Source organism: Streptomyces endophyticus, from assembly GCF_035798155.1.
GTDB lineage: Bacteria > Actinomycetota > Actinomycetes > Streptomycetales > Streptomycetaceae > Streptomyces > Streptomyces endophyticus.
The window spans coordinates 1-13,337 of sequence record NZ_JAOZYC010000018.1 but is presented as its reverse complement, the minus strand read 5'-3'; the positions used below and the strand labels follow the sequence as shown (position 1 = coordinate 13,337).

Annotated in this window: 11 protein-coding genes and 2 pseudogenes; 7 read left to right on the top strand and 6 right to left on the bottom strand. The window is 70.4% G+C overall.

Going from position 1 to position 13,337, the window contains the following annotated elements; all coding sequences use genetic code 11:
• The 5 genes and pseudogenes from OKJ99_RS04485 to OKJ99_RS04465 all read right to left on the bottom strand — a co-directional run.
• A pseudogene (locus OKJ99_RS04485) lies at positions 1 to 198 on the bottom strand (hypothetical protein); the annotation flags it as partial.
• 153 nt (positions 199 to 351) lie between these two features.
• Positions 352 to 1,206, bottom strand: coding sequence for an S-methyl-5'-thioadenosine phosphorylase (locus OKJ99_RS04480; RefSeq protein WP_326014415.1), 855 nt, complete (start codon positions 1,204 to 1,206; stop codon positions 352 to 354).
• A gap of 83 nt (positions 1,207 to 1,289) precedes the next feature.
• The gene (locus tag OKJ99_RS04475; RefSeq protein WP_326014414.1) at positions 1,290 to 1,622 is read right to left on the bottom strand and encodes an FmdB family zinc ribbon protein; all 333 of its coding nucleotides are present in this window, start codon (positions 1,620 to 1,622) and stop codon (positions 1,290 to 1,292) included.
• Positions 1,623 to 1,691: 69 nt separating this feature from the next.
• Positions 1,692 to 2,984 (bottom strand): MFS transporter, encoded by a 1,293-nt coding sequence (locus OKJ99_RS04470; RefSeq protein ID WP_326014413.1) that lies wholly within the window; start codon positions 2,982 to 2,984, stop codon positions 1,692 to 1,694.
• A 235-nt stretch (positions 2,985 to 3,219) separates the two neighbouring features.
• Positions 3,220 to 4,677 carry a potassium/proton antiporter gene (locus tag OKJ99_RS04465; protein ID WP_326014412.1) on the bottom strand — a complete coding sequence of 486 codons (1,458 nt, stop codon included), beginning with the start codon at positions 4,675 to 4,677 and terminating at the stop codon, positions 3,220 to 3,222.
• A 249-nt stretch (positions 4,678 to 4,926) separates the two neighbouring features.
• On the opposite strand from OKJ99_RS04465, the gene OKJ99_RS04460 reads away from it, so the two are divergent.
• Positions 4,927 to 7,680, top strand: coding sequence for a penicillin acylase family protein (locus OKJ99_RS04460; RefSeq protein ID WP_326014411.1), 2,754 nt, complete (start codon positions 4,927 to 4,929; stop codon positions 7,678 to 7,680).
• A 77-nt stretch (positions 7,681 to 7,757) separates the two neighbouring features.
• Here OKJ99_RS04460 and OKJ99_RS04455 read toward each other — a convergent pair whose 3' ends face one another.
• Entirely contained in the window at positions 7,758 to 8,423 is a 666-nt protein-coding gene (locus OKJ99_RS04455) for a 5-formyltetrahydrofolate cyclo-ligase (protein WP_407700642.1), read from the bottom strand.
• Between the two features lie 61 nt (positions 8,424 to 8,484).
• Here OKJ99_RS04455 and galU point away from each other — a divergent pair, with 61 nt between their 5' ends.
• The 6 genes and pseudogenes from galU to OKJ99_RS04425 all read left to right on the top strand — a co-directional run.
• Positions 8,485 to 9,387, top strand: a complete 903-nt coding sequence (gene galU / locus OKJ99_RS04450) for a UTP--glucose-1-phosphate uridylyltransferase GalU (RefSeq protein WP_326014409.1) — start codon at positions 8,485 to 8,487, stop codon at positions 9,385 to 9,387.
• Between the two features lie 131 nt (positions 9,388 to 9,518).
• Entirely contained in the window at positions 9,519 to 10,865 is a 1,347-nt protein-coding gene (gene glp, locus OKJ99_RS04445) for a molybdotransferase-like divisome protein Glp (RefSeq protein WP_326014408.1), read from the top strand.
• A gap of 117 nt (positions 10,866 to 10,982) precedes the next feature.
• Positions 10,983 to 11,492 (top strand): cyclic pyranopterin monophosphate synthase MoaC, encoded by a 510-nt coding sequence (gene moaC / locus OKJ99_RS04440; RefSeq protein WP_326014407.1) that lies wholly within the window; start codon positions 10,983 to 10,985, stop codon positions 11,490 to 11,492.
• Positions 11,489 to 12,037 carry a MogA/MoaB family molybdenum cofactor biosynthesis protein gene (locus OKJ99_RS04435; protein WP_326014406.1) on the top strand — a complete coding sequence of 183 codons (549 nt, stop codon included), beginning with the start codon at positions 11,489 to 11,491 and terminating at the stop codon, positions 12,035 to 12,037. The genes moaC and OKJ99_RS04435 overlap by 4 nt, the downstream gene beginning before the upstream one ends.
• 20 nt (positions 12,038 to 12,057) lie before the next feature.
• Positions 12,058 to 12,702 carry a GNAT family N-acetyltransferase gene (locus OKJ99_RS04430; RefSeq protein ID WP_326014405.1) on the top strand — a complete coding sequence of 215 codons (645 nt, stop codon included), beginning with the start codon at positions 12,058 to 12,060 and terminating at the stop codon, positions 12,700 to 12,702.
• 171 nt (positions 12,703 to 12,873) lie between these two features.
• A pseudogene (locus OKJ99_RS04425) lies at positions 12,874 to 13,337 on the top strand (hypothetical protein); the annotation flags it as partial.

Sequence of the window (13,337 nt, the reverse complement as noted above, 5' to 3'; positions counted from 1 at the left end):
CGCCGCCACGGCGGGCCGGTGTCGGCGCCTGCCCGCGCGCCCCGGCCGCCACCGCGCGCCGCGTACGTGCACGGGAGGGAAGGGCGGCACCTCGGACGTCGGGGGAATGCTGAGCTGGTACGGAACAGATGCGGACACGGTCGCCACCGCCTGCGGATCGTCGGGCCGGACGGGCACCGCGCCCGTCTCGCCGACCACGATCCGCCTGCGCGCCACATCTCGCCGGAGCCCGTGCACTACCGAGCGGTTGTGGACAACCCCCTCACCCGAAGGGGGAATTCAACCCCTCCCGACCACCACGGTGCGACCACCACGGTGTGCTCGCCGCGATGCGCCCGTCGCGATGCGCCGTCACGGCAGCCGGAACCCCGGATCCCTCCCGCCCAGCGCCCCGGCGCACGGGCAGTCCCGCTCCCCGTCCGCAGGCAACCCCGCCACCGCGTCGAACAGCACCGTCCGCAGCCGGTCCACGTTGGCCGCGAACACCTGGAGCACCTCGTCGTGCGACACGCCCTCGCCGCTGTCCGCGCCCGCGTCCAGATCCGTGACGAGGGTCAACGACGTGTAGCAGAGCTCCAGTTCACGGGCGAGCATCGCCTCGGGGTGCCCGGTCATCCCGACCACCGACCAGCCCATGGCGGCATGCCACCGGGACTCGGCACGGGTGGAGAACCGCGGCCCCTCGACCACCACGAGCGTCCCGCCGTCCACCGGCTCCCAGCCCTTGCCGCGCGCCGCCTTCACCGCGACCCTGCGCCCCGCGGGGCAGTAGGGGTCGGCGGGCGAGACGTGCACGACGTTCGGCACGGTCCCGTCCGGCAGTGGCTGCCCGTCGAAGTAGGTCTGCGCCCGCGACTTCGTGCGGTCCACGAACTGGTCGGGCACGAGCAGCGTCCCCGGCCCGTACTCGGGCCGCAGGCCGCCCACCGCGCACGGGCCGAGGACCTGGCGCACACCCACGGAGCGCAACGCCCAGAGGTTGGCGCGGTAGTTGATGCGGTGCGGCGGCAGATGGTGGCCGCGGCCGTGCCGGGGCAGGAAGGCGACTCGGCGCCCCGCCACCTCGCCGAGGAAGAGCGAGTCGCTCGGCGGCCCGTAGGGGGTGTCGACGCTGATCTCTGTCACGTCGTCGAGGAACGAGTAGAAGCCGGAGCCGCCGATCACGCCGATCCCGGCGGCGGCGCTTGCGTTCACGTTGGTCGCCATGGGGCAGCACAGTAGTCATGCGGAGAACGCCGAAGACCCTGTCGTCGGATGACGACAGGGTCTCGTAAGAATTCGCGGCGCTGCTACGCGGCGGAGGACGTCGAAGAGCTCGAAGAACTCGACGAAGACGAAGAGGACGTCGACGGCTTCGATTCCGAGGACGGCTTCGAGTCAGCGGGCTTCGACTCGGATCCGGACGACGGCTTCGAGGACGACGCCGGGCTGCTGGTCGACGACGAGCCGCGGCTGTCGTTGCGGTAGAAGCCGGATCCCTTGAAGACGATGCCGACGGCCGAGAACACCTTCTTGAGGCGGCCGTTGCAGCTGGGGCACTCGGTCAGGGCATCGTCGGTGAACTTCTGCACCGCCTCGAGGCCCTCGCCGCACTCGGTGCACTGGTACTGGTAAGTCGGCACTGTGTCTTCCTCCTGGCACTCTCACTCGTTGAGTGCTAACGACGATCCATAGTGACCTATTCCGCGGGATCAGTCCACCGCCACGGGCTCGCGGTGACCCACACCACGTGCCACGGTCCGCCCCGCAGGTGGCGGCGCGAGCCGCGAGCGCAGCAGGAACATGACCACCAGGGCGAGCAGTGTGCCGCCCATCGGGACGAGGAATCCGGCGCCGTCCCAGAGCCGGTCCTCCAGCTGTCCCGACACCGACACCGCGGCCGCCTGCCCGAGCGCGACCGCCCCGGTCAGCCAGGTGAAGGCCTCGGTACGGGAGCCCGCGGGAACGATCTTCTCGACCAGCGTGTAGCCCGTGATCAGCGACGGCGCGATGCACACGCCGACCAGCAGGCCGAGCCCGGCGAGCAGCACCACGGACTGCGCCGCCCACAGCCCTGAGGCCATGACGGCGAGGGCCGCGTAGCCGACCAGGAGCCGGCGCTGCGGGGCGATCTTCCACGCGATGGCGCCGCAGACCAGGCCCGAGAGCATGTTGCCCGCGGCGAAGATCCCGTAGAGCACACCGTTGAGGCCGGGCTCGCCGATCGCCTCGGTGTACGCGGCGAGCGAGACCTGCATGCCGCCGAAGACGGAGCCGATGCCGAGGAACGTGACGATCAGGACGCGCACACCGGGGACGCGGAGCGCGGAGGTGTGCCGCACGCGCGCGTGCCCCTCCAGGCCGGCCACAGGGGGCTGAGTGCCCTTCTGGGCGGCGAACAGGAGGCCGCCGACGAGCGTGAGCGCCGCCTCGGTGATCAGGCCCGCGGCCGGGTCGATGCCGGTGCACAGGGCCGTCGCGAACAGCGGGCCGAGCACGAACGTGAACTCGTCGGTGACCGACTCGAAGGCGGCGGCCGTCTGCATCAGGGGCGAACCCTGCAGCTGCACGCCCCAGCGGGCGCGCACCATGGGCCCGACCTGCGGTGTCGAGGCGCCCGTGGGTACGGCGGCCAGGAACAGCGCCCACGTGGGCGCCCCGGACAGTGCGAGCACGGTGAGGGTGAGCCCGGCCGCGGAGTGCACGAGCACGCCGGGCAGCAGCACTGCGCGCTGCCCGTAGCGGTCGGCCAGCTTGCCGGTGTAGGGCGCGAAGAGCGCCATGGCGACACCGGTCGTCGCGGAGACCGCGCCCGCGGTGCCGTAGGAGCCGGTGGTGTGCTGCACGAGCAGCACGATGGAGATCGTGAGCATCGCGAACGGCTGGCGCGCCGCGAAGCCGGGGAGCAGGAACGTCCAGGCCCCGCGGGTACGCAGGAGCTGTCCGTAACCGGGGCGCTCGGCCCGCTGGGTGCCGGGTTCGGTGACCGTGTCCTTCTCTGGCACGGCCTTGCCTTTCTGCCGCCTGGTAGCGCGCGGTCCTCCTGGTGAGGGGTGCGCGCCGAGAGCCGTCCTCATGCGCCGGGAACCGAGTGATACCTACGGTCCGCGCCAGGAGAGGCCCTGGGCCAAGCAGGTCGGGCGCTGTGAAGCACAGTGCTGCAAGGGGACCGCGGCCGCTTTGCGGTCGCGCCGGCTCTACGTCAGGCAGAGTCGGTCGTACATGGTCTGTGCATCCATGCTAACGGGCCGCCGGGCCCGCGGTACCCAACCAACCGGCCAGCTTGCCGCCGAGGGCGACGGCCCGCAGGCGCGCCTCCGCGGCGTCCCGCACCGGGTCCGTGGCGACGACCAGGAGCTCGTCGCCCCGGCGGAGCACGGTGGTCGGGGCGGGCACGGAGGAGGTGCCGTCGCGGACGACGAGCGTGACGGCGGCGCCCTTGGGCAGCCGCAGTTCGCCGACCTCCACACCGTGCATCCGCGAGCCCTCCGGGATGGAGACGGACAGCAGGTGCCCGCGCAGCCGCTCCAGGGGCGCCGATTCGATGCCGAGGTCGGCGGCGTCGGAGGAGCCGGCCAGGCGCAGTTTCCCGGCGAGCCACGGCAGTGTGGGTCCCTGGATGAGGGTGTAGACGACGACCAGGACGAAGACGATGTTGAAGATCCGCTGGCTGTCGGCGACGCCCGTGACCATCGGGATGGTCGCCAGGATGATGGGCACGGCGCCGCGCAGTCCGGCCCACGACATGAGGGCCTTCTCCGCCCACGGTATGCGGAAGGGCACCAGGCTCACGACGACCGACAGGGGGCGCGCGACCATCGTGAGGACCAGGCCGATGAGGAGCGCGGGCACGATGTCGTCGGCCAGTTCGTGCGGGGTGACGAGCAGACCGAGCAGCACGAACATGCCGATCTGCGCGATCCAGCCGAGCCCTTCGGCGAAGCCGCGGGTGGCCGGCCAGTGCGGCAGCTTGGCGTTGCCCATCACCATCGCGGCCAGGTAGACGGCGAGGAATCCGCTGCCGTGGGCCATGGCGCCCGCGGCGTACGCGGCGGTGGCGATGGCCAGGACGGCGATCGGGTAGAGGCCGGAGGCGGGCAGGGCCACGTGCCGCAGGCCGAAGGAGCCGAGCCAGCCGACCGCGAGCCCGATGGCGGCGCCGATCGCGAGCTCCAGGGCGATCTCGCCGATGAGGACGTACCAGTGCTCTATGGGGCCCGCGGCGGAGAACGCGACGACAAGGATGACGACAGGGGCGTCGTTGAAGCCGGACTCCGCCTCCAGGACGCCGGTCACGCGTGCCGGAAGCGGCACCCTACGTAGAACGGAGAAGACCGCCGCCGCGTCCGTGGAGGAGACCACCGCGCCGATGATGAGTGCCTGTCGCCATTCGAGGCCCACCAGGTAGTGCGCGCCGGCGGCCGTCACCCCCACGCTCACCGCGACGCCCACGAGTGACAGGGCGGCGGCCGCGGGGAGTGCGGGTTTGATCTGTTTCCACTTTGTGCCCAGGCCGCCTTCGGCGAGGATCACGACGAGCGCCGCGTAGCCGATGACCTGCGTCAGTTCGGCGTTGCTGAAGGAAACGTGGCCGATCCCGTCCTGGCCCATGACGACGCCGATGCCGAGATAGAGCAGGAGGCTCGGCAGTCCGCTGCGCGAGGAGATGCGCACGGCGGCGACCGCCACGAGCAGCACGAGTGCGCCGACGAGCAGGAGCTGGTTGAGCTGGTGGACAGTCAGGGGCTGTTCCTTCCAGGAGGGACACTGCGACAGGGAAGTTACTTCGTTACCTTACCTAATCGTTAACGCTTTCTTGATGCCGGATTCGTCACGCCGCTCTTCGTAGAACCCTGCTTCCCGACTCCGCGTCCGGAGCCGCACCGCACTGCTCGTAAGGTTGCTCTCGCCCTCCCGCCCGGTTAGCGAAGGACAGCAAGGACCGCGATGCCCTCCACTACGAACGCCTCTGCCGGCAGCCCGCCCGGTAAGAAGAAGGGGCGCCGAGCCCGACTGATCGTGATCGTCCTCGTGTTGGCCGTTCTTGCGGGCCTCGGGTTCGGTGCCTACTGGAGCGTCGACAGCGTCCGCGCGTCCATGCCGCAGACCACGGGGTCCATCCAACTCGACGGGCTCGACGGGCCGGTGCAGGTCAAGCGGGACAGCTACGGGATCCCGCAGATCTACGCGTCCACGGATCACGACCTGTTCATGGCGCAGGGCTACGTGCAGGCGCAGGACCGGTTCTACGAGATGGACGTGCGGCGCCATACGACCTCCGGTCGGCTCTCCGAGATGTTCGGCAAGGGCCAGGTCAAGACCGATGAGTTCCTGCGCACCATGGGCTGGCGCCGGGTGGCGCAGAAGGAGTACGACTCCAAGCTGTCGCCCTCGACCAAGAAGTACCTCCAGGCGTACTCCAAGGGGGTCAACTCCTATCTGGGCGGCAAGAGCGGCAAGGACATCTCCGCGGAGTACGTCGCGCTCGGCTTCGAGAACGACTACAAGCCGCAGAAGTGGGACCCGGTCGACTCGGTGGCCTGGCTCAAGGCGATGGCCTGGGACCTGCGCGGCAACATGCAGGAGGAGATCGACCGCTCGCTGATGACGAGCCGGCTCGGCCCGAAGCAGATCGCCGACCTGTACCCCGACTACCCGTACACGCGGCACAAGCCGATCGTGCAGGAGGGCGGGTACAACAGCGCCACGAAGTCGTTCGACGCGTCCTCCGGCGGCGGCACGAGCACGCAGTCGGCCGGAGCGGCGGGCACCGGCCTGACGGGCGACGCACAGGCCCCCAGCGGCCTCCAGGGCCAGCTCGGCGGCCTCTCCAAGGTCCTGGACGAGATCCCCGACTCCGCGGGCCTCGGACCCAACGGCAACGGCATCGGCTCCAACTCGTGGGTGGTCTCGGGCGACCACACCATCACTGGCAAGCCGCTGCTCGCCAACGACCCGCACCTGGCACCGCAACTGCCGTCCGTCTGGTACCAGATGGGCCTGCACTGCACGAGCGTCTCCAGCAAGTGCCAGTACGACACGTCGGGTTACACCTTCGCCGGCATGCCGGGCGTGGTCATCGGCCACAACCAGAACATCTCCTGGGGCCTGACCAACTCGGGCGTCGACGTCAGCGATCTCTACCTGGAGAAGTTCAGCGGAGACGGTTACCTGGTCGACGACAGGACGGTGCCCTTCAAGACCCGCAAGGAGACCATCAAGGTCGCCGGCGGCGACGCCAAGACGATCACGGTGCGGGAGACCGACAACGGTCCGCTGCTGTCCGATCGCAACTCCGAACTCGTGAAGGTCGGCAAGAAGGCGGGCGTGGACGCGGCGGCCCCCGACCGCGGCGACGGCTACGGCATCGCGCTGCGCTGGACCGCGCTGCAGCCGGGCAATTCCATGGACGCCGTCTTCGGGCTCGACAAGGCGTCGAACTGGTCCGAGTTCCGCAAGGCCTCCGCCGACTTCGAGGTGCCCTCGCAGAACCTCACCTACGCCGACACCGAGGGCAACATCGGCTACCAGCTGCCGGGCCGTATCCCGACCCGCGGCGAGGGCGACGGCTCGCTGCCGTCTCCCGGCTGGGACTCCAAGTACCGCTGGACCGGCTACATCAAGCAGAACGAGCTGCCCTACGAGTTCAACCCGAAGCGCGGCTACATCGTGACCGCCAACCAGGCCGTGGTCGACGACAGCTATCCGTACACGCTGACCAAGGACTGGGGTTACGGCACCCGCAGTCAGCGCATCACCGACCTGATCGAGTCGAAGATCAAGGACGGTGGCAAGGTCTCCACGGACGACATGCGCACCATGCAGATGGACAACAGCAGCGAGATCGCCAAGCTGCTCGTGCCCTACCTGCAGAAGATCGACGTCAAGGACAAGGACGTCAGGGACGCGCAGCAGCTCCTGGAGAACTGGGACTACACCCAGAACCCGGACTCGGCCGCCGCGGCCTACTTCAACTCCGTGTGGCGCAACATCCTCAAGCTCGCCTTCGGCAACAAGCTGCCCAAGGAGCTGCGCGTCGAGGGCCAGTGTCTGAGCGTCGAGCCGGTCGACAAGACGGGCCCCGCCGACGAGGACCGCAAGGTCCGCGAGTGCGGGGAGCGGGACACGCACTCGGCGCAGCCGGACGGCGGGGACCGCTGGTTCGAGGTCGTTCGCAAGATCATCAAGGATCCGAAGAACGACTGGTGGAAGACGCCGGGCAGCCGCACGGACGACCCCACCGAGAACCGTGACCAACTGTTCAGGCGTGCCATGGAGGACGCCCGCTGGGACCTCACGGCCAAGCTCGGCAAGGACATCGACACCTGGAGCTGGGGCCGGCTGCACAAGCTGGAGCTGAAGAACCAGACCCTCGGCACCGAGGGCCCCGGCTGGCTGCAGTACGTGCTCAACCGCGGCCCCTGGAAGCTGGGCGGCGGAGAAGCGGCCGTGAACGCGACCGGCTGGAACGCCGCGGGCGGCTACGGAGTCGACTGGGTGCCGTCCATGCGGATGGTGGTCAACATGGCGGACCTCGACAAGTCCAAGTGGATCAACCTCACGGGCGCCTCGGGGCACACCTTCAGCGACCACTACACGGACCAGACCGAGAAGTGGATCAAGGGTGATCTGCTGCCGTGGCACTTCTCCGAGAAGGCCGTCGGTGACAGCGCCGAGGACTCGCTGGTCCTGAAGCCGTAGCCGGATCACCACCAAAGGGGCCTCCACGCGCGCGTGGAGGCCCCTTTCGTACGTGCGGTGCGGGGTCCGTGCGGGGGTCAGAACCGCCGCACGCCAGAGGGCGTCACGACCGCGTCCACGGCCTTGTCGTGCGCCTCCTGGGGGAGGTGCGCGACGACCTCGCTGTCGTGGAGCAGCACGACCAGCGCGGGCCGCACACCGGCCGCCTCCAGACGCGCGAGCACCCGGTCGTACGAGCCGCCGCCGCGACCGAGCCGCATCCCGCGCGCGTCCACGGCGAGCCCCGGCAGCAGCACCACGTCCGCCTCTAGGACGGCGGCAGGGCCGAGCCGCTCGCCGCCGGGCTCCAACAGGGCCATCTTTCCCGGGTGGCGCACCGTGGTGAGCGAAGCCGCCCCGTCGTACGCGCCCCAGTCCAGGTCGTTGTCGGGCAGCAGGGCCGGCAGCAGAACGCGCGTCCCGCGCGCGCGAAGGGCGTCGAGGAGGGCGCCCGTCCCCGGCTCGCCGCCCACGGAGACGTACGCCGCCACCGTGCGGGCCTTGGCCAACTCGTCGAGTTCGAGAGCCCGCCGGGCCACGTCCCGCTCCGTCTCCCGTATGTCATCCTCCGTCAACGCGTTCCTCACCCGGAGGAACTCCCTGCGCAATGAACGCTTGTCAGGGTGGGCGCCGCGCGGGTCATCTGCGGGCTCATCGGTGTGCGGACTCACAGCCGGGTCACAAACCTCTCCTATTCGACGCATATATGTGCCTACAAAGCGGACCCACAGATTCCGCCCATAGCAGCCGGATATGGTGACCCGCATGACTGACGCGCACACCAGGATCACCAAGGCTGTCATCCCCGCCGCGGGCCTCGGCACCCGGTTCCTGCCCGCCACGAAGGCGACTCCCAAGGAGATGCTCCCGGTCGTCGACAAGCCGGCGATCCAGTACGTGGTCGAAGAGGCCGCGTCGGCGGGGCTCGGCGACGTACTGATGATCACAGGTCGCAACAAGCGCCCGCTGGAGGACCACTTCGACCGCAACCACGAGCTGGAGGCGGCCCTTCAGAAGAAGGGCGACGCGGACCGCCTGGCCAAGGTCCAGGAGTCCAACGACCTCGCCACCATCCACTACGTGCGCCAGGGCGACCCCAGAGGCCTCGGCCACGCGGTCCTGTGTGCCGCCCCCCACGTGGGCGACGAGCCGTTCGCGGTGCTGCTCGGCGACGACCTGATCGACCCCCGCGACCCGCTGCTCCAGAAGATGGTGGAGGTCCGGGAGGAGCACGGCGGCAGCGTCATCGCGCTCATGGAGGTGGAGCCCTCCCAGATCCACCTCTACGGATGTGCCGCGGTCCAGGCCACGGAGGACGGCGCCGTCGTGCAGGTCACCGACCTGGTGGAGAAGCCGGATCCGGCCGACGCCCCCTCCAACTACGCGATCATCGGCCGCTACGTACTCGACCCCGCCGTCTTCGACATACTGCGCAAGACCGAGCCCGGCCGCGGCGGCGAGATCCAGCTCACCGACGCGCTCCAGCAGCTCGCCGCCGACGAGAAGATCGGCGGCCCCGTGCACGGCGTCGTCTTCAAGGGCCGCCGCTACGACACCGGCGACCGCGGCGACTACCTCAAGGCCATCGTCCGCCTCGCGTGCGAACGTGAGGACCTGGGCCCGGAGTTCCGCACCTGGCTGCGCGGCTACGTCACCGAGGAGATCTGACACCCCGCTCCCCGGCGGATCTGCGCCCCGGTACGGCACACCGCCTCCGGGGCGTCACCCATGGTCCGTGGTAGTAACACCTGAGGCCACCGGGGAATCAGCACACCGGCACGAGGAGCAGGGGAGCAGCAGTGAACAGTTTCAGTGCCACGACGGACCGGGCCCAGATCTGGTCGGTGGACGAGCATCTGGAGGACATCCTCGCCGCCGTCGACGCGCTCGACCCCATCGAGCTCCAACTCCTCGACGCGCAGGGCTGTGTGCTCGTCGAGGAGGTGACGGTCCCGCTGTCGCTGCCGCCGTTCGACAACAGCTCGATGGACGGATACGCGGTGCGCGTCGCGGACATCGCGGGCGCCAGCGAGGAGTTCCCCGCCGTGCTCACGGTGATCGGCGACGTCGCCGCGGGCCAGGCCGAACAGCCCACCGTCGGCCCCGGCGAGGCCGCCCGCATCATGACGGGCGCCCCGCTGCCGCCCGGCGCCGAGGCCGTGGTCCCCGTGGAGTGGACCGACGGAGGTCTCGGCGCGGGCCCCGTCACCACGATGACCGCCCACAGCGCCGACCCTGAGGGCGCCTCAGGAGAGGTCCGCGTGCACCGCCCCGCCGAGGCACGCGCACACGTACGCGCGCAGGGCAGCGACGTGCAGGCGGGCGACAGGGCGCTCACCGTCGGCACCGTCCTCGGCCCGCCGCAGATCGCGCTGCTCGCCGCCATCGGCCGCGGCACCGTACGCGTGTGCCCGCGCCCGCGCGTGGTCGTCGTCTCCACCGGCACCGAACTCGTCCAGCCCGGCGAGCCGTTGGCGCCGGGCCAGATCTACGACTCCAACAGCTTCGCCCTCACCGCGGCCGCCCGCGACGCCGGAGCCATCGCCTACCGGGTCGGCGCGGTCGCCGACGACGCGGAGACGCTGCGCTCCACCATCGAGGACCAGCTGATCCGCGCCGACCTCATCGTGACGACGGGCGGCGTCAGCGTCGGCGCGTACGACGTGGTCAAGGAGGCCCTGAGCGGCATCGGCGACCCGGATGACGAAGAGGGCATCGGGGCCGGCAGCGGCGTCGAGTTCCGCAAGCTCGCCATGCAGCCCGGCAAGCCGCAGGGCTTCGGCTCCATCGGCCCCGACCACACCCCGCTGCTCGCGCTGCCGGGCAACCCCGTGTCGTCGTACGTCTCCTTCGAACTGTTCGTACGCCCCGCGATCCGCGCCCTGATGGGCCTGCCCGAGGGCGCGGTGCACCGACCGAAGGCCCGCGCGACCCTGACCGCCGACAAGGCGCTGACCTCGCCTTCGGGCCGCCGCCAGTTCCTGCGCGGCGTGTACGACGCCGAGGCGGGCGAGGTCGCCCCCGTCGGCGGCGCGGGCTCGCACCTCATCGCGGCGCTCGCGCAGGCGGACTCGCTGATCGTGGTCCCCGAGGACATGACGTCGGTGGAGCCGGGCGCCGAGGTGGACGTGGTCCTGCTGGGCTGAGAGCCGGGCTGAGCCGGGCTGAGAGCGCCGACTGTCGGAGGCTCGCGATAGCGTGTCGCGCACAAATCGTCCGGCGCGCCGCACCGCGCACGGCTCGGATCGGGAGCGCGCAGCACCATGAGCACTTCGCAGCATCAGCAGGACCAGACCGACCGGCTCACGCACATCGACGAGGCGGGCGCCGCCCGCATGGTCGACGTATCGCAGAAGGACGTCACCGCCCGCACCGCCCGCGCCAGCGGCCGCGTCCTCGTCTCGCCGCGCGTGGTGGAGCTGCTGCGCGGCGAGGGCGTGCCCAAGGGGGACGCGCTCGCCACGGCACGCATCGCGGGAATCATGGGTGCCAAGCGCACCCCCGACCTGATCCCGCTCTGTCACCCGCTGGCCGTGTCCGGAGTGAAGCTCGACCTGTCCGTGGCGGACGACGCCGTGGAGATCCTCGCCACCGTGAAGACCACGGACCGCACGGGCGTCGAGATGGAGGCGCTCACGGCGGTCTCGGTCGCCGCGCTCACGGTCGTCGACATGGTCAAGGCGGTCGACAAGGGGGCCGTCATCTCGGACGTACGGGTCGAGGAGAAGACCGGGGGCAAGTCCGGCCTCTGGACCCGGGAGGCCGGCGCATGACCGACAGCTACCGCGCCCTCGTCGTCACGGCCTCCAACCGGGCCGCCGCGGGGATCTACGAGGACAAGGGCGGCCCCCTGATCGCCGAGGGCCTCAGAAAGCTGGGCTTCGCCGTCGAGGGCCCCCAGGTGGTGCCGGACGGCGACCCCGTGGAGGCCGCCCTGCGGGCCGCGGTCGAGGCGGCGTACGACGTCGTGATCACCACCGGCGGCACCGGCATCTCGCCCACCGACCGCACCCCCGAGGCGACGGCCCGCGTCCTCGACCGCGAGGTACCGGGCATCCCGGAGGCGATCCGCGCCTACGGCCGGGAGAAAGTGCCCACAGCGGCGCTCTCGCGTGGCCTCGCGGGGGTCGCCGGGCGCACACTGATCGTGAACCTGCCGGGTTCCAGCGGGGGTGTGAAGGACGGGCTCGCCGTCCTCGGACCGCTGCTGACCCACGCCGTCGACCAGATCCACGGCGGCGACCATCCGCGAAGCGATTCCGGACCCGACGGAAGCGGGTCCAGACCCGATGTCCAGGCACCCGGGGGTGCGCGCTGAACAGCCCGTCGTGGCCTGTCGTGCTGGTGGAGGGCGATGTCGTCCTTCGCCCCATAAGGCTGCGCGACCAGCGTGCCTGGCGCGAAGTGAACCGGCGCAACCGCGACTGGCTGCGCCCCTGGGAGGCGACCGTCCCGCCGCCCACGCCGAGCGGTCCGATCACCCAGCGCCCGACATACCGTCAAATGGTGCGCCACCTGCGCTCGGAGGCGAACGCGGGGCGGATGCTGCCCTTCGTCGTCGAGTACCAGGGCCGCCTCGTCGGGCAGTTGACCGTCGCCGGGATCACCTGGGGATCGATGTGCTCGGGCCACGTCGGGTACTGGGTGGACCAGTCGGTGGCGGGCCGGGGCGTGATGCCGACGGCCGTCGCGCTCGCGGTCGACCACTGCTTCCGCACCGTGGGGCTGCACCGCATCGAGGTCTGTATTCGGCCGGAGAACGGGCCGAGCCGCAGGGTCGTGGAGAAACTCGGATTCCGCGAGGAGGGGCTCCGTCCACGGTATCTTCACATCGACGGGGCCTGGCGCGACCATCTCGTCTTCGCGCTCACCGCCGAAGAGGTCCCGGAAGGACTCCTGAGACGTCGCCGTCGCGAGCGACGCGGCAATGCCGCAGGTCCGAGCGCCCCCAATGCGGTCGATCCGGGCACTCCCTCAAAATGAAATAAATGTTCGAAATTGATCGATGAGGCACCTTCGGAGGTCAATGAATTCCCTCGAAGGTCGGTGCATTGATCACATCCATCGCAAAAAAGCTCGGATTATCAGCCAGATCGTGCGACACACCGGCTCAATTGGCGGATGGCCCCGCGCAAACCCCTCTACGGTGTGTCCGTGAGCAGCAGCGGCCTCATCTACGCAGTCATCGTCGGGGCCTGGGCCGCCTACTTGGTGCCGATGTGGCTCCGTAGGCAGGACGAGTTGAACGAAGCTCGTCCGACGGAACGCTTCAGCACCGCCATCCGGCTTCTCTCCGGCCGGGCGGGCATGGAGCGCCGGTACGCCAAGGACCTGCAGGCGCGCTCGCCCGAGTCGGACGAGCAGCGCGGCGACCCGGTCGACCCGGACGCGCCCACCGATCCGGTGGACGTCCGGGAGTTCGGCATGTCTCCGTCCGGTTCGTCGGGGGAGCGGCGCGCCTTGCACGCGGGGCGCGAACGTGGCGAAAGCCGTGAACATCCCGATTCCGCCCGAGAGTTCGCGGAACCGGCCCGCGAACGCGCGGAACCCGCCCGCGAGCCCGCTCGTGAGCCGGCCCGCGAGCCCGAGCGGGCGGCCGAGCGGGCGGGTGAGCGGGC

What these genes read in the sequence shown, in the direction of transcription:
- OKJ99_RS04435 (WP_326014406.1), top strand. Translation starts at nt 11,489, where the DNA reads ATGACCGACAGCTACCGCGCCCTCGTCGTCACGGCCTCCAACCGGGCC.
- moaC (WP_326014407.1), top strand. Translation starts at nt 10,983, where the DNA reads ATGAGCACTTCGCAGCATCAGCAGGACCAGACCGACCGGCTCACGCAC.
- galU (WP_326014409.1), top strand. Translation starts at nt 8,485, where the DNA reads ATGACTGACGCGCACACCAGGATCACCAAGGCTGTCATCCCCGCCGCG.
- OKJ99_RS04455 (WP_407700642.1), bottom strand. Translation starts at nt 8,423, where the DNA reads ATGCGTCGAATAGGAGAGGTTTGTGACCCGGCTGTGAGTCCGCACACC.
- OKJ99_RS04480 (WP_326014415.1), bottom strand. Translation starts at nt 1,206, where the DNA reads ATGGCGACCAACGTGAACGCAAGCGCCGCCGCCGGGATCGGCGTGATC.
- OKJ99_RS04460 (WP_326014411.1), top strand. Translation starts at nt 4,927, where the DNA reads ATGCCCTCCACTACGAACGCCTCTGCCGGCAGCCCGCCCGGTAAGAAG.